This is a genomic window from Ruminiclostridium herbifermentans (genome assembly GCF_005473905.2).
Classification (GTDB): Bacteria; Bacillota; Clostridia; order Acetivibrionales; family DSM-1351; genus Ruminiclostridium; species Ruminiclostridium herbifermentans.
Genome location: NZ_CP061336.1, coordinates 3,067,753 through 3,084,044, shown reverse-complemented (window position 1 = coordinate 3,084,044; position 16,292 = coordinate 3,067,753). Strand labels below are relative to the sequence as shown.

General features: G+C 34.0%; 13 protein-coding genes. All 13 read left to right on the top strand.

Annotated elements, in window-relative coordinates:
• Positions 1 to 112: 112 nt before the first annotated feature.
• The 13 genes from rimP to hypE all read left to right on the top strand — a co-directional run bounded on the left by rimP (position 113) and on the right by hypE (position 16,125).
• A complete protein-coding gene (gene rimP / locus EHE19_RS12540; protein ID WP_137697891.1) occupies positions 113 to 571 on the top strand; it encodes a ribosome maturation factor RimP in 459 nt (152 codons plus the stop codon).
• A 28-nt stretch (positions 572 to 599) separates the two neighbouring features.
• Entirely contained in the window at positions 600 to 1,742 is a 1,143-nt protein-coding gene (nusA, locus tag EHE19_RS12535; protein WP_137697892.1) for a transcription termination factor NusA, read from the top strand.
• A 38-nt stretch (positions 1,743 to 1,780) separates the two neighbouring features.
• Positions 1,781 to 2,053, top strand: coding sequence for an RNase P modulator RnpM (gene rnpM, locus EHE19_RS12530; protein WP_137697893.1), 273 nt, complete (start codon positions 1,781 to 1,783; stop codon positions 2,051 to 2,053).
• Entirely contained in the window at positions 2,046 to 2,384 is a 339-nt protein-coding gene (locus EHE19_RS12525) for a L7Ae/L30e/S12e/Gadd45 family ribosomal protein (protein WP_137697894.1), read from the top strand. The genes rnpM and EHE19_RS12525 overlap by 8 nt, the downstream gene beginning before the upstream one ends.
• Positions 2,371 to 5,871 (top strand): translation initiation factor IF-2, encoded by a 3,501-nt coding sequence (gene infB, locus EHE19_RS12520; RefSeq protein ID WP_244648229.1) that lies wholly within the window; start codon positions 2,371 to 2,373, stop codon positions 5,869 to 5,871. Before EHE19_RS12525 ends, infB begins: the two co-directional genes overlap by 14 nt.
• 785 nt (positions 5,872 to 6,656) lie before the next feature.
• Positions 6,657 to 7,010: a 30S ribosome-binding factor RbfA gene (rbfA, locus tag EHE19_RS12515; RefSeq protein WP_137697896.1), complete on the top strand. Its 354-nt coding sequence runs from the start codon at positions 6,657 to 6,659 to the stop codon at positions 7,008 to 7,010.
• A 15-nt stretch (positions 7,011 to 7,025) separates the two neighbouring features.
• Positions 7,026 to 7,979: a DHH family phosphoesterase gene (locus tag EHE19_RS12510; RefSeq protein WP_137697897.1), complete on the top strand. Its 954-nt coding sequence runs from the start codon at positions 7,026 to 7,028 to the stop codon at positions 7,977 to 7,979.
• Positions 7,980 to 8,918: a tRNA pseudouridine(55) synthase TruB gene (gene truB, locus EHE19_RS12505; protein WP_137697898.1), complete on the top strand. Its 939-nt coding sequence runs from the start codon at positions 7,980 to 7,982 to the stop codon at positions 8,916 to 8,918.
• 556 nt (positions 8,919 to 9,474) lie between these two features.
• Positions 9,475 to 10,410 (top strand): bifunctional riboflavin kinase/FAD synthetase, encoded by a 936-nt coding sequence (locus tag EHE19_RS12500; RefSeq protein ID WP_137697899.1) that lies wholly within the window; start codon positions 9,475 to 9,477, stop codon positions 10,408 to 10,410.
• A 3-nt stretch (positions 10,411 to 10,413) separates the two neighbouring features.
• A complete protein-coding gene (locus EHE19_RS12495; protein ID WP_244648228.1) occupies positions 10,414 to 13,176 on the top strand; it encodes a carbamoyltransferase HypF in 2,763 nt (920 codons plus the stop codon).
• A 402-nt stretch (positions 13,177 to 13,578) separates the two neighbouring features.
• Positions 13,579 to 13,800 carry a HypC/HybG/HupF family hydrogenase formation chaperone gene (locus EHE19_RS12490; RefSeq protein ID WP_137697900.1) on the top strand — a complete coding sequence of 74 codons (222 nt, stop codon included), beginning with the start codon at positions 13,579 to 13,581 and terminating at the stop codon, positions 13,798 to 13,800.
• Between the two features lie 45 nt (positions 13,801 to 13,845).
• Positions 13,846 to 14,931, top strand: a complete 1,086-nt coding sequence (gene hypD, locus EHE19_RS12485) for a hydrogenase formation protein HypD (protein ID WP_137697901.1) — start codon at positions 13,846 to 13,848, stop codon at positions 14,929 to 14,931.
• A gap of 183 nt (positions 14,932 to 15,114) precedes the next feature.
• Positions 15,115 to 16,125, top strand: a complete 1,011-nt coding sequence (gene hypE, locus EHE19_RS12480) for a hydrogenase expression/formation protein HypE (protein ID WP_137697902.1) — start codon at positions 15,115 to 15,117, stop codon at positions 16,123 to 16,125.
• The last annotated feature ends 167 nt before the right edge of the window (positions 16,126 to 16,292 follow it).

Genomic DNA, 16,292 nt, shown 5'->3' with positions numbered 1-16,292 from the left:
GCCTAAGTTTTTGCGTAATAATATTTTGTCAAATTTAATTATTAAGCTATAAGCAATAAAATATATGGCTTGAGCAGGACTGAGACTCTAGCTCATGGAGGCAGGAACGAATATGAAAATTAATATTCAGCAAGTAATTACTGAACTTGCGAAACCGATAGTTGAAGACTTAAATTATGAATTAGTTGATGTGGAATTTGTTAAAGAAGGTGCAAATTGGTATCTGAGGATCTATATTGATAAAGCAGGTGGAATCGGTATTGATGATTGTCAGGCTGTTAGCGAAAGAATTAGTGATATTTTAGATGAAAAGGATCCTATAGAACAGAGTTATTATTTGGAAGTTTCATCACCTGGCTTAGAAAGACCGCTAAAAACTGAGAGAGACTTTATAAAATATAAGGGTGAATTAGTTGAAATAAAAGTTTTTCAGCCTATAGATGGTAAAAAGATATTTGAAGGTGAGTTAGTTGGATTGATTGACGGTAAAATTGTAATAAATCAAGAAGGAAAAACACTTGAGTTTGAAAAAAACAAGGTTGCCATAGTTAAAAGGGCTGTTAAATTTTAATAATTGATTCTTATTGGAGGTTAGCAAAATGAGCGCTGAGTTAATGTTAGCACTTGAACAGTTAGAAAAAGAAAAAGGAATAAAAAAGGAAATAATTATTGAAGCCATTGAGGCTGCTCTAATATCTGCATACAAGAAAAATTTCGGTTCAGCAATGAATGTAAATGTAAATATAGATAGAGAAACTGGGGATGTTAAAGTTTTTGGGCTTAGAAAAATAGCCGAAGTACCAGACGTAGAGGCAATGGATATTTCAATTGAAGATGCTGCTAAAATAAATCCTACCCTTAATGTAGGCGATTATGTGGAAACAGAAGTTACTCCTAGAAGTTTTGGAAGAATAGCAGCACAAACTGCAAAGCAGGTTGTTGTTCAGAAGCTTAGGGAAGCTGAACGCGGAATTATATATGATGAATTTTACAATAAAGAATGTGATATAGTTACTGGAATAATTCAGAGAATTGAAAAAAGGAATGTAATTGTAGACCTTGGTAAAACTGAGGCTGTTCTTGCAACAACTGAGCAGACACCAGGTGAAGAATACAGGTTTAATGAAAGAATTAAAACATATATTGTTGAAGTTAAGAAGACAACAAAAGGACCACAGATTATGATTTCAAGAACTCATCCAGGATTGGTTAAGAGACTTTTTGAGTTAGAGGTTCCTGAAATCCATGATGGTACTGTTGAAATAAAGAGTATATCAAGAGAAGCAGGTTCAAGAACTAAGATTGCAGTATACTCCAAGGATGAAAATGTAGACCCTGTAGGTGCTTGCGTTGGACAGCGAGGCACTAGGGTTCAGGCTATAGTTGATGAACTTAGAGGCGAGAAGATAGATATTATAAAATGGAGTAGCGATATAAAGGAATACATTTCAAGTAGTCTTAGTCCTGCGAAGGTTGTAAGGGTTGATGTTGATGAAGAGCAAAAGTCAGCAAAAGTTGTTGTACCTGATTATCAGCTATCATTAGCAATTGGCAAAGAAGGACAAAATGCGAGACTTGCAGCAAAGCTAACAGGATGGAAAATTGATATCAAGAGTGAATCACAGTTAAGGCAGGCAATAGAAAAACAGCTTTTTGATGAAAATATATCAACCGGATACATGGATTATAGTTACGATAGTCAAAATGATGACAGCAGTCAGGAAGAATTTATTTCTGATTAATTAAATTTGAAAATATTTATTATGGAAGGTGTGGATTGATGAAGCAAAAAAAGATTCCATTGCGTATGTGTCTAGGGTGTAAAGAAATGAAGCCTAAGAGGGAGTTAATACGTGTGGTAAAAAATAATGAGGGAGAAATCAACATTGATCTCGTTGGTAAGAAGCCTGGAAGAGGTGCATATATTTGCAAAAGTGTTGAATGCCTCGAGCAAGCCATGAAAGCAAAAAGGCTTGAAAAGGCTTTTGAAACTACAATTGATGTGGAAATATATAATAACTTGAAAAACCAATTGGAGGGAGATAATGGATAAGGTTTATTCCTTATTAGGGCTTGCTAAGAAAGCAGGTCAGCTGGTATCTGGTGATGAAACTGTTGAGAGGAATATAAAGTCAGGTAAAGCTGTCCTTGTTATTGTAGCGAGAGATGCTTCAGAAAACACGAAGGACAAATTTAAAAGTATGTGTAATTTCCGAAATATCTGTTATAGAGAGTATGGAGAAAAGCTTGAACTTGGAAGATATACAGGAAAGGAAATACGAGCCGTTATTTCTATTTTATCTAAGGATTTTAAAAATGGCCTTCTTAATTTAATAGATGCTCAAATAAATGAATTCGGGGGTGAAGGTATTGGAAAAAGCTAGAATATACGAGCTTGCAAAAGAACTAAATACTACAAGTAAAAGGTTAATAGAAAAGCTTGCTGAGATAAATATTAATGTAAAAAATCATATGAGTCTTCTTGAAGCTGATGAATTAGATGCTCTTTATAAACATATAGGTGTAATTAAGCATGATAATAAGAAGACAGATGAAGATAAGAAAGTGGTTTCTGATAATGTCCACATAGCAGAAAAGAAAAAGGATGTTAAAAAGGATACCAAGAATGCTCCAAGAATTATTCGGACAACTGAAATAATACTTGATAGTAAAACAGAAACAAGCGGCGCTGATGTTGCAAATAATCATAATAAAAATTCAAAAAATTCATCGAAGTCAAATTACAGAAATGACTATGTAAAAACAGATTCTAGTACATCGGGATTAAGACCTGGTTTTATATATGAAACTAAACCAGAACCCAAAAAGAAGAATGTTGAAAAAAGCAATAAAATTATTGAAACCCCAAATATTTCAACAAAGACACCTCAGTCCGGACAAAATGAAGTTGTTGATTTGAAAAAAAATAAAAATATTGTGGACGTTAATAAAGAGGGAAAAACTGTGGCAGAAAACACTATTCAAATGGAATCAACGGTAGTAAAAAGTAATGAGGAAATTGATACAGCTAAGTCAAATACTAAGGATATTGCTCATGCAAATGCAGAAAGCATAAAAAATGAAAAGGATGAGTCTGCACCAGTGTTAACCCAAGAAAATATAGAAGCAAATAAAGAAAAAGAAATAAAAAAACCAGAGGAAGCACCAGTTGATACTAAAGTATCAGAAGATAATATTTCTCAAGAGCAAAATGCTACTATGCAACGGTCAGATAAGCCAAATAGTCAGAATAATAATGGACAGAAGGCAGATAAACCACAGGGTCAGAATAGTAGCATACAAAAAACAGACAAACCACAAGGCCAGAACAATAATGGTCAAAAAACAGACAGACCACAGGGTCAGTATAGTGGACAGAGAACAGACAGACCACAGGGTCAGAATAATAGCGGACAAAAAACAGACAGACCACAGGGCCAGTACAGTGGACAGAAGACAGACAGACCACAGGGCCAGTATAGTGGACAGAGAACAGACAGACCACAGGGCCAGTATAGTGGACAGAGAACAGACAGACCACAGGGCCAGTACAGTGGACAGAGAACAGACAGACCACAGGGCCAGTACAGTGGACAGAGAACAGACAGACCACAGGGCCAGTACAGTGGACAGAAGACAGACAGACCACAAGGCCAGTACAGTGGACAGAGAACAGATAGACCACAAGGCCAGTATAGTGGACAGAGAACAGATAGACCACAGGGCCAGTATAGTGGACAGAGAACTGACAGACCACAAGGGCAGTTTAAATCGCAAGGATTGGATATACCAAAGCCTGATGTAGCTGTAGCTCAAGAACAATTTGATTCACAGAGGAATGAAGCCAGAAGAGAATTCCAAAGTAAGGATTTTGATAAGATTGCAAAAAGAGATGAAAATAAGAAAAAGGAAACTCCAAAAAGCAGTGTAATTCAAAACAAGCATAATAGGATGAAACCTCAAAAGATTGTTATTGAAAAGAAAGGTGTTTCAGAGATTCTTTCAGAAGAGTATATTTTTAATGAGTTTTATAATGATGATTCAAAGAAAAAGAAAGTTCCAAAAAGTAAGAAGGTTGATAAAGCTGCACAAACAAAGTATATTCCTCCAAAAGCAGTTTTGACTTCAATAACTATACCAGAGACACTTACAGTAAAAGAATTAGCTGAAGCTCTTAAAAAGACTTCAACTGAAATTATAAAGAAGCTGATGTCTTTTGGAGTTATGGCAACTGTTAATAATGATGTAGATTTTGATACTGCAACTATTATTGCTGAAGAATATGGTGTAAAAACAGAGAAAGCAGTTCAGATTAGCGAAGAAGATATACTCTTTGATGATATTGAGGAAGAGGATGAATCAAAATTAGTACCAAGACCTCCAGTTGTAGTTGTTATGGGACACGTTGACCATGGAAAGACTTCTTTACTTGATGCAATTAGAAGTACTCATGTAATAGATAGTGAGGCTGGTGGAATTACTCAGCATATAGGTGCTTATATGGTTAAGGCAAAGGATAGACGTATTACGTTCCTAGATACTCCTGGCCATGAGGCATTTACAGCAATGCGTGCTAGAGGAGCTCAGGTAACAGATATTGCAATATTAGTTGTTGCAGCAGATGATGGTGTAATGCCACAGACAATAGAAGCTATTAATCATGCTAAAGCAGCGAATGTATCTATTATTGTTGCAATTAATAAGATTGATAAGCCTGGTGCAAATCCAGACAGAGTTAAGCAAGAACTTACTGAGCATGGAATTGTTGCAGAAGAATGGGGCGGAGATGCTATTATGGTTCCTGTTTCTGCAAAGAAAAGAGAAAACATAGATCAATTACTAGAGATGGTATTGTTAGTAGCGGATATGTTGGAATTAAAAGCTAATCCGGATAGACAGGCAAAAGGTACTATTATTGAAGCTAAGCTTGATAAAGAGAGAGGTCCTGTTGCAACAATGCTTGTTCAGAGAGGTACTTTGAAAGCAGGAGATTCAATCATTGCTGGTTCAGCTTTTGGTAGAATCAAAGCTATGACAAATGATAAGGGTACTGCTATTAAGAGTGCTGGACCTTCAATGCCTGTTGAAGTTTTAGGTATGAATGAGGTTCCTGATGCTGGAGAAATATTCTATGCGGTTACCGATGAAAAGGTTGCTAAACACTTAGTTGAAAAGAGAAAATATAAGCAAAAGGAACAGCAGTACAAAAAGAGTGCAAAGGTTAGTCTTGAAGAACTTTATAATCAGATTAAAGAAGGAAAGGTTAAGGATTTAAATTTGGTTATTAAAGCAGATGTTCAAGGTTCACTTGAAGCTGTGAAGTCTTCTCTTATGAAGTTGAGCAATGATGAGGTAAGAGTAAATGTAGTTCATTATGCTGTAGGTGCTATAACAGAGTCTGACGTTACTTTGGCTCAAGTTTCAAATGCTATTATAATCGGATTTAATGTAAGACCTGGTATAAATGTAACTGAGGCCGCTAAAGCTGCAGAAGTAGATATAAGATTATATAGTATAATATACAAAGCTATTGAGGATGTTCAATCTGCAATGAATGGATTGCTAGAACCTACTTACAAGGAAGTTGTACTTGGACATATTGAAATCAGACAGGTATTTAAGGTTTCAAATGTTGGAACAATTGGTGGTGCTTATGTCACAGATGGTAAGGTTCAGAGAAATTCTGAAGTTAGGGTTGTAAGAGATGGTATAGTAATTTATGAAGGTAAGCTTGGATCCCTTAAGAGATTTAAAGATGATGTTAAGGAAGTTACTCAAGGTTATGAATGTGGTGTTTCTATTGAGAAATTCAACGATATAAAAGAAGGCGATGTAATTGAAGCATTCATAATGGAGGAAGTAAAAAGATAGAAAGTTCAATTGGAATAAGTAGTTATTAATATTACAGTTGTTGCTTTTAAGTAGGTTGAAGTGGAGTAAAATCCAATTCAGCCTATTTGTATATATTGTATGATTATTTCAGCCTTACTAATGTATTTTAAAAACAAGTCAATATATTATTTTGTGTTAAGACATAGAAGCTATTTTAAAACGACGTTTGTTATTGCTGCTTATATGGGCTATGGTTTAGCAAATTCAAAGTAAGTATGTATTTATGCATTATCAGATTTTTTATGAAGAAAATTTAATGAAGAATATTTCATGAAAAAATCTGAGAGCAGCTTTTTTGAAATTAAGAAATCAACCAATGACCATATATTTGATTAATACTATTTGTGTCTCCTGATATAGAAAAGTAATGGAGAACAGAGTTAAAAGGGATGAGCAGTAAAACTGGGTTTTGATTTTGACTATATGGATTATAAGGAAATAGTATTATACAATATTTATAGGGTATTGGAATAATGCTAATAAACGGCTGTAAATGTGATTAACCTTTTAATATAAATTAGTAAAAAATGAATGTTTTGGCAATACTAAGTAAATGATATGAAAATCAATTTCAAAATATCAAGAATACATTTTCTAATGGTATGTGGCAGAAGAGTATTGTGTATTTTGGGGTAGTGTTACTTTTGTAGGTTAAGTAGTAATTAGAACCTAGATTGAAGAAGTTTAAATATTAGATAGGAGGTGCTAGGTCCATGCTATTACATTATTTGAATATAGTGTAGATAAAGAGTGTGGATATAATTATGGCTGATAGAATATCAAGAATATCTGAGGAAGTAAAGAGAGAAATAAGTAATATAGTTCAAAACGAGATTAAGGATCCAAGACTACCAAGTTTAGTTAGTATTATAGACTGTCAAGTGACAAAAGATTTGGGACATGCTAAGGTTTATGTAAGCGTTATGGGAACTGAAGAGGAAAAGAAAAATGCCATAAAAGCTCTCAAAAGTGCAGCCGGATTTATTAGAAGAGAACTAGGGCATAGAGTACAGTTAAGAGTTACTCCAGAAATTCATTTTGAGTTGGATAATTCAATTGAGCATGGAATGTATATAAATAAATTGTTAGATGATGCAAAGAAAGATTATAAAGAATAATTTGTGGGGGCTAAAATGGACAAAGAAATTATTAAGCTAATATCTGAAGCTGGAAGCGTTGCAATATTTCCACATGTCAATGCTGATGGAGACGCAATAGGTTCATCCCTTGCTCTAGGTATGGCACTTAGGAATTCAGGAAAGAAAGTATGGGTATATATGGAAGAAGATATTCCAACTGTATATAAATTTCTGCCTGGTGGTGAGTTAGCGGGCTTTTATGATGAAAGTGCTGATACTGCCGATTTAAATATAGCTCTTGATACAGGTGATGTGGGTAGATTGGGCTCAAGAGGCGAAGGGTTTTTTATGGCTCCATGCACTATAAACATTGACCATCATATTACCAATACAAAATTCGCACATCTAAATCATGTTAATGCTGTATCTGCTTCTACCGGGGAAATTACTTATTTGCTGTTAAAAAAATTAGAAATGGAAATAAATGCGGATATTGCAACATGCTTATATACTGCAATAGCCACTGATACCGGTGGTTTTCAGTATCAGAATACAACTGCTGAGACCCATAAGATAATAGCTGAATTGCTTTCAACAGGCATTAATGTGGGAGAAATATCACAAAGAATTTATGATAATACCACTTATGAGAAACTCAAATTAACTGCAAAATCTATTGAATTGCTTGAACTACATGAAAACTCCAAGCTTGCAGTTGTTGCTTTATCATTAGAGGATATTTTTTCAACGGGAGCAAAAGAAGAGGATTGTGATGGACTTGTTAATATAGGCAGGTCTATTGAAAGTGTGGAGGTATCTGCACTAATAAAGGAAAAAAGCAATACTGAGATTAGAGTAAATCTTAGGTCAAAAAATTATGTTGATGTTTCAGAAGTAGCTGCGATTTTTGATGGCGGCGGTCATAAGAGAGCAGCTGGATGCACAATTATTGGTACAATTGAGGAAGCAAAGAAAAAGATTATAGAGGCTATAAAGGAAAGATTGTAAATGAATGGTATTCTGAATGTTTTAAAACCTGCTGGTATGACTTCATTTGATGTAATAGCTGTTGCAAGAAAAATCACGCAACAAAGGAAGATTGGTCATACAGGAACCTTAGATCCATCAGCAGTGGGAGTATTACCAATATGTTTAGGAAATGCAACTAAAGCAATTGAGTTTATGATTGATAAGGATAAGGTTTATCGTGCTGAGATGACATTGGGTGTTACAACCGATACTCAGGACTCTTCAGGAAAGGTTATTTCATCACATCCTGTTGATGTTACCAATAATGAGATAGTAGATGTATGCAAAAGTTTTATAGGTGAGATTGCCCAACTTCCGCCAATGTATTCGGCAATTAAGATTGGCGGGAAGAAGCTTTATGAAATTGCAAGGCAAGGTGAAACTATTGAACGACAAGCAAGAAATATAACAATTTACGATATAAATGTAATTAGAATATGGGATGATATCTCAATATTCGGTGAAAATAGTAGTACAGTACAGTATGCAACAAAAAAAGTACTATTTGACGTACATTGCTCAAAAGGTACTTATATCAGAACACTTTGCAATGACATAGGAGAAAAGCTTGGATGTGGTGGTCATATGTCCTTTTTAGTTAGGACAAGAGCTGGAAATTATGATATAAACTCAGCGTTTACCCTTGAAGAGATAATGGAACTAGCAAAGGAAAATACTCTTAGCAGCAAATTAGTACCTGTTGAGTCGGTATTTAGAGATTATGATAAAGTGCAGCTAAATGAAGCAGATACTGCTAAATATAATAATGGTGTATGGATTAAATATACCTATGAAAAAGAAAATAAAAATGTTAATAAAAGGGTATATGATTTTAAGGGTGTTTTTTTAGGGATTGGCGAGGTTTTTGATGATGGGCGAGGCACGTTCCTAAAATCAAAAAAGTTTTTTAGAGGATAGCTCGTCCACGAGAACTGTACTAGATTGTATGCTTAAATGGGGCGTGGGAGGTTAGCAGCTCGAAAACAAAATCAGTGCAAACATAGTGCTTTTTCGAGCGACAAATACCACAAGAGGTTTTTGTATTACTGGAAGGTATGTAAGAAACATGTTGCGTACCTCCACGAGAACTGTACTAGATTGTATGCTTAAATGGGGCGTGGGAGGTTAGCAGCTCGAAAACAAAATCAGTGCAAACATAGTGCATTTTCGAGCGACAAATACCACAAGAGGTTTTTGTATTACTGGAAGGTATGTAAGAAACATGTTGCGTACCTCCACGAGAACTTTACCAGATTGTATGCTTAAATGGGGCGTGGGAGGTTAGCATTAAGAAGTGTGGATGGTACCTAAGAAATATGTTGCGTACCTCCACGAGAACTGTACCAGATTGTATGCTTAAATGGGGCGTGGGAGGTTAGCATTAAGAAGTGTGGATGGTACCTAAGAAATATGTTGCGTACCTCCACGAGAACTGTACCAGATTGTATGCTTAAATGGGGCGTGGGAGGTTAGTATGAAGGTAATTTATTCTAATAGTATTGATAAGTACTTTAATTGTAATACAGGTGTAGGACTTGGCAATTTTGATGGACTGCATATAGGTCATATGGCTCTTATAAATACATTAATTCGTGAAACGCAATTAAACGGCTTAGCTTCCGTAGTTTATAATTTTACTAAGCACCCAGAAAATATTCTTAGAAAGAAGCTTATTACGCCTTTATTGTTAACTGAACAGAAGAAAATAGATTTACTTAGTGAAATAAATTTGGATTATTTGTATTTTGATGAGTTTAATGAGAATTTTTCAAGACTTTCACCTGAGGAATTTGTAAAGCAAATTTTAATTGATAAGCTCCATATAAAATTGGCTGTAGTTGGCTATGACTACAAATTTGGTTATCATGGTGACGGGAATGTTGAATTTTTGAAGGAATTGGGCAAAAAATATGGTTTTAGAGTTATAGTTATATCTCCCATTACCTGTGATAATGAAATTATCAGCAGTACAAGAATAAGAGAATTAGTTATAAACGGTGATCTTGAAACAGCTTATAAACTTTTAGGAAGAAATTATTCAATTACTGCGGAGGTAGTAAGCGGCAGAAGAATTGGAAATACTATTGGTTATCCTACAGCCAATATAAATCCTGAAAGATTTTTGGTATTACCAGCTAATGGTGTATATATAACAAAAACATTGCTTGACGGCAAATTCTATAACAGCATGACAAATGTAGGATTTAATCCAACTTTTGAAGACTGTAAGCAAAAAAATGTTGAGACTCATATAATTGACTTTAATCAAGATATTTATGGAAAAAAGATAGAAGTATTCTTTTTAAAAAAGATTCGAGATGAAAGGAAATTTGAGAGTGTTGAACAGCTCATGCAGCAAATATCCAAGGACATGTGTCAAGCTAAAGAATATCTTGGTATAGGAACATAAACTATGAATAAATATAGAATTATTATAACTGGAATTGTTCAAGGTGTAGGATTTAGACCCTTTATATATAATTTATCTACGAAACTTGGCTTAAAGGGTTGGGTTGGCAATGAGGATAGTAATGTAATAATTGAGATAGAAGCCAATAAGGATAAATTAGTTGATTTTTTAAATCAAATAAGAAAATCAGCGCCTACTCTATCTAAAATTGAATCAATTGATTATAAGGAATTACCATTTGAAGGTTTCAAGGACTTTACAATAAAGGAAAGTCAAACAAGCCTTAAAGGTAATATTTTTATTTCTCCTGATGTAGCAACATGCAATGATTGTTTGAAGGAGATTAAAGACAGAGGGGACAGAAGATATCTGTATCCTTTTATTAATTGTACAAATTGTGGACCTAGGTTTACTATAATAAAAGACATTCCTTATGACAGGGATAAAACCACGATGGATAGCTTTTACATGTGTGATAGCTGTAGAAAAGAGTATACAGACCCTGCCGATAGAAGATATCATGCTCAGCCTATCGCCTGCCACAGATGCGGACCAAGTTTGGAAATTGTATTAGGTAATTCAAATTCTCAATTCAGAATGAAAACTGAACATTTTAAGTTTTCAGAGCATCAAAATGCATCAAATTTATATAATTGTACGCTAAATGAATTTGAAAAAGAGAGTATGCCAGCACAATCAGACCAATTACAAATGCCACTTTTAAATAATATTAGATATTCAGACAAATGTGATTTACATGCTTATTTGCATGAAGAGTACAGCAGTTTAGAAGCTTTTTCTAATAGTAAGAAATGCATAGAACATATTGCAGAAGTAATAAAAACTGGTCAAATAGCTGCTATAAAGGGAATTGGAGGATATCATCTTTCATGTGATGCCTTAAATGATAGTGCAATTGAGAGACTTAGAAATAGAAAGCATCGTGATAAAAAACCATTTGCAATTATGATGAAAAATCTTGATGTAATTAATAAGTATTGTAAAATGAATGATAAAGAAATTGAATTATTAAAATCTCCTGCAAGCCCTATTGTGCTTCTTGAAAAAAAGGAAGGTATAAAACTTCCTGAATTAATAGCACCTCTTAATAAATACTTAGGTGTAATGCTGCCGTATACGCCAATCCATCACATATTATTTAAACAAGATGGATTTCCTGAATTAATAGTCATGACAAGCGGAAATTTATCAAGTGAGCCGATATTTTATAAGGATGATGATGCAATTAATGAACTTTCTGAAATTGCAGATGTTTTTTTAACACATAATCGAGAAATATATATTCGCACTGATGACTCGGTTACAAGAGTTTTTGAAGGAAGAGAGTATATTATTCGGCGTTCTCGGGGATATGTTCCCAAACCTATTATTTTAGATATCCGTAAGCTTTTTAATATACCAGAATGCTTTGAAATACCATCAATTTTGGCTTGTGGTGGAGAACTTAAAAATGTTTTTTGCATGAATAAAGATAATTTATTTTATCTAAGTCACCATATTGGGGATTTAGAAAATGAAAGCACCAACAATGCTTTTATCAGTGGAGTTGAGCACTTTAAAAAATTATTTGATATTTCTTATGATTATATTGCTTATGACCTTCATCCAAATTATTTTTCTTCACAATATGCTCTAAAACATATTGAAAAGGAAAAAATCGGAATACAACATCATAAAGCTCACATTGCTGCATGTATGGCAGAAAATCAGTTGGATGGAGAAGTTATTGGGGTTTCTTTTGATGGGACTGGCTATGGTGATGATGGTAACATTTGGGGAGGAGAATTTTTTAAGGGTGGCTATTATGGACTTGAAAGAGTTGGGCATTTGGATTATGTTATGATGCCTGGAAGTGATTCGGCTGTTAAGCATCCGTGGAGAATGGCTGTAAGCTATCTGTATTCTGCTAATAAAACTTATTTGCTACAACATAGCAATGAACGGGGAAATTGTGAAACTAGTGAAGATAAATTAGGTGACGAAGATAAGGGTAACGCACAGTCTCATAATAGTAATGATATTTTGTGTGCTAATGAAGCTGATTACAAGCATAAAAATGTGAATATACTGGACAATATAAGTCAGAAGGATATTGAATTCACAATAAAAATGCTTGAGAAAAAGATTAACTGTCCGAAAACCTCAAGTATGGGCAGATTTTTTGATGCTGTTTCTGCGCTGCTGGGTATAAATACTGATATAAGCTATGAAGGGCAAGCAGCAATTGAGTTGGAATATTATGCAATAGATGCAAACGCCAAACCATATATTTTAAATTTTTGTAATCAAAAACAAAATGAGAAGTCTTGTGATATAAATTTAAGCAGTCATGAGGACTATTCAATTTCTGAGAACAATTCAGCTGTTTCAGGCGAAATAGAATGTGTTGATAGTCTTGATAATATTGGTGGATTTGTTGTTCAAACGAACTGTATAATAGAGCAAATTATTCAAGATATGCAAGCAGGAAATAGTAAGGAGTATATTGCCTCAAGGTTCCATTCTACTATTGCTGAAATTGTGTTGCAGGGCTGTATATTAATAAGGAAAAATAGTAACCTGAATGCAGTAGTTTTAAGCGGTGGAGTTTTTCAAAACATTACTTTGCTTAAAATGTGTGTTGAAAGATTGAGAAAACATAATTTTAATGTATTTACTCATTCAGAATATCCAGCTAATGATGGTGGAATTGCATTAGGTCAAGCAGTACTTGCACTTGGTAAGATTATTGGCAGGAATGGATAAGGCAATAATAAATAAAAGTTTTAATGAACTTATAAGAAAATGTTAACATTAAGTTGCTGAGTTACCAAGTCTTGCAATTGAAATGTATTTGTGTTGAGTATATACTTTAAATGTGTACAAGTAAAAATTACTAGCACAGCTTTCAAAGTTGAAATGTTTGATGCCCTAGACTTTATCAATTGAAAAGAATAGAAACTGATTGAAAATGGGTGGAGCAGCCTTTAAGACAAACTATAAAAACAAATTGGACATTTGCAGAAGTAAGACTTGGGCTGGCAAACAATTATTAAACTTGAGTATGTAGAGAATTTTCATTGGGAAAGTTAATAATATTAAGGTTAGTTTTAGAAATTTATTATGTTTATTGAATTGATTTTAATTAAGGGATAGGAGGATTTAAAAATGTGTTTAGGTTTACCTTCAAAGGTATTGAGCATTGATGGAAATACAGGTACAGTTGAAATGATGGGGGTATCAAACACTGTTTCTATAGAACTTCTTGAAAATGTAAAAGTAGGAGATTACGTATTAGTCCACGCAGGGTGTGCTATTCAAGTACTTGATCAAGAAGAAGCTCTTAAAACTATAGAGATATTTGAAGATATCAGAAAAATGGGTATTTAATAGAATCATAAAGTAATTTTGTATTAGTTAGAATATGGAGGATGCATGGCAAACTATATTGATGAATTTAGAGATAAAGAAGTAATACAAAAGATTGTAGATAATCTCAGCAACTATTCGGGTCCCAATTTAAAAATTATGGAGGTTTGTGGAACACATACTATGGCAATTTCTCGATATGGGCTTAGGTCACTCTTGCCAAAAAGTATTGAACTGGTATCTGGCCCGGGGTGCCCAGTATGTGTTACTCCAACATCATATATTGATAGTGCATTACAGCTTTCAGATAAAAAAGACATTATTATTACAACTTTTGGCGACATGATGAGAATACCTGGTAATGAAAGTACATTACTTTATAAAAAAGCTATAGGAAACAACGTCCAAATGGTTTATTCTCCACTAAATGCCTTGGATTTAGCAAGAGAGAATCCAGATAAGGAGGTTGTTTTTTTATCTGTTGGATTTGAAACTACAACTCCAGTTATTGCTCTTACTGTATACAAGGCAAAAAGTGAAGGTTTAAATAACTTTTCTGTATTGACAGCAAACAAGACAATGCCAGAAGCAATTAAAACCCTTGCAGAAGACAGTGAGTTGGATATAGATGGTTTTATTTATCCTGGACATGTTTCTGCTATAATTGGTACAGACTTTTTTTCAAATGTTGCGTATAATATGAAAAAGGCTGGTGTAGTGGCAGGTTTTGAACCTCTAGATATATTGTATTCGATAAATATTTTAGTTAAAAATATATCAAATGGTAATATTATTTTAGAGAATATGTATTCAAGGATTGTTACTAAAGAAGGTAACACAAAAGCACAGCAAAAAATGTATGAAGTTTTTCAAGCTGCTGATGCTGTTTGGCGTGGAATTGGCAATATTAAAAACTCTGGGCTGGAGCTTAATGCCGAATATGAAAGGTTTGATGCAGCAAAAAAATTTGATATTAAGATTAAAGCTAGTCCTGAACCAAAGGGATGTCAGTGCGGTGAAGTTCTGAAGGGAAAGAAAAGACCTATAGACTGTAAACTGTTTAAAACTAGATGTACTCCAGAAAATCCAGTAGGTGCTTGTATGGTTTCATCTGAAGGTACATGTGCTGCTTATTATAAATATGGAGAGTAAGAATTTATTTTACAAGCTTAAATTCCATGAGTTTGTGTACACGATAATATGTCAGTAATAAATGCCATAGGTGATTGATTAAGTTATAAAAAATATAAGGGGAATATACTATAAAATAGGAATTATGCTAGTGTTTAATATAGTTACAAACTATAATAAGATACGGAGGCTTACAAATAAGATATGCAAAACATAATTACTTTAGCTCATGGCAGTGGTGGTTCAGCTACTTTAAAGTTAATAGATCAAGTGTTCAAAAAGCATTTTAATAATGATATTCTTTCGCAAGGGGATGATTGTGCTAAGCTAAGTATAACTAATTCAAATAATCTAGTTTTCACTACAGACAGCTTTGTTGTTACTCCAATATTTTTTAATGGAGGCAATATTGGAAAGCTTGCGGTATGTGGTACGGTAAATGATTTGTCAACAAGTGGTGCAACACCATTATATTTAAGTTGTGGTTTCATTATTGAAGAGGGTTTTAGCATAGAGGAATTGGAGAAAATCGTTGAAGCCATGAGTATTACTGCTCGTGAATGTGGTGTACAGATAGTAACAGGTGACACAAAGGTTGTTCAAAAGGGAGCGGCGGATAAGATATTTATTAATACCTCTGGTATTGGTATAGTTCCTGATGGAATTTGTATCTCAGGTAAAAACGCACAGGTAGGAGATAAGATTATAATCTCTGGTACCATTGGAGACCATGGATGCTCTATTCTTCTTGAAAGAGAGAATATGGGGTTTCAAGCTGAAATCAAGAGTGATTGTGCTCCGCTTTCTGGTTTGGTTCATGATATGCTGGAGGTTACATCGGATATTCATGTTCTCAGGGACCCTACTCGAGGTGGAGTTGCAACTACATTAAATGAAATTGCATTTCAGAGCAATGTTTCAATAGTGATAGAAGAAGATAAGCTCCCTATAAAAAGAGAGGTTCAAGGAGTGTGCGAACTTTTAGGAATGGATCCGATATATTTGGCTAATGAAGGTAAGCTATTAAGCTTTGTACCTGCAGAAAAAGTTGAAGCTGTGCTAAATGTAATGAGAAAAAACAAATATGGCAGAGATGCACAGATTATTGGTGAAGTTTCAAAAGCAGGAGAACCTAAAGTACTTCTCAAAGCTTTAAGCGGTGGTGCTAGAATTATTGGTCTGCTTGCTGGAGATCAATTGCCTAGAATATGCTAATTAATATCATATATTCTCAGCTTATATGTGATATTGTTAAATAAAAAACAGGTTTAAAATTTTAATGTTTTGAAAGCTAAAATATTAAGGACTTTAAATGTTAACATTGTTCAATTAATGCATTGGGTTATTGCTTGATGCGGAAAGGAAGCTTATAAGTTCAAATC

Bases quoted from the DNA above. Each gene is read 5' to 3' on its own strand.
- rimP (WP_137697891.1), top strand. From the start codon at position 113: ATGAAAATTAATATTCAGCAAGTAATTACTGAACTTGCGAAACCGATA.
- rbfA (WP_137697896.1), top strand. From the start codon at position 6,657: ATGGCTGATAGAATATCAAGAATATCTGAGGAAGTAAAGAGAGAAATA.
- rnpM (WP_137697893.1), top strand. From the start codon at position 1,781: ATGAAGCAAAAAAAGATTCCATTGCGTATGTGTCTAGGGTGTAAAGAA.
- hypE (WP_137697902.1), top strand. From the start codon at position 15,115: ATGCAAAACATAATTACTTTAGCTCATGGCAGTGGTGGTTCAGCTACT.
- hypD (WP_137697901.1), top strand. From the start codon at position 13,846: ATGGCAAACTATATTGATGAATTTAGAGATAAAGAAGTAATACAAAAG.
- EHE19_RS12525 (WP_137697894.1), top strand. From the start codon at position 2,046: ATGGATAAGGTTTATTCCTTATTAGGGCTTGCTAAGAAAGCAGGTCAG.
- EHE19_RS12490 (WP_137697900.1), top strand. From the start codon at position 13,579: ATGTGTTTAGGTTTACCTTCAAAGGTATTGAGCATTGATGGAAATACA.
- EHE19_RS12500 (WP_137697899.1), top strand. From the start codon at position 9,475: ATGAAGGTAATTTATTCTAATAGTATTGATAAGTACTTTAATTGTAAT.
- nusA (WP_137697892.1), top strand. From the start codon at position 600: ATGAGCGCTGAGTTAATGTTAGCACTTGAACAGTTAGAAAAAGAAAAA.
- EHE19_RS12510 (WP_137697897.1), top strand. From the start codon at position 7,026: ATGGACAAAGAAATTATTAAGCTAATATCTGAAGCTGGAAGCGTTGCA.
- EHE19_RS12495 (WP_244648228.1), top strand. From the start codon at position 10,414: ATGAATAAATATAGAATTATTATAACTGGAATTGTTCAAGGTGTAGGA.
- truB (WP_137697898.1), top strand. From the start codon at position 7,980: ATGAATGGTATTCTGAATGTTTTAAAACCTGCTGGTATGACTTCATTT.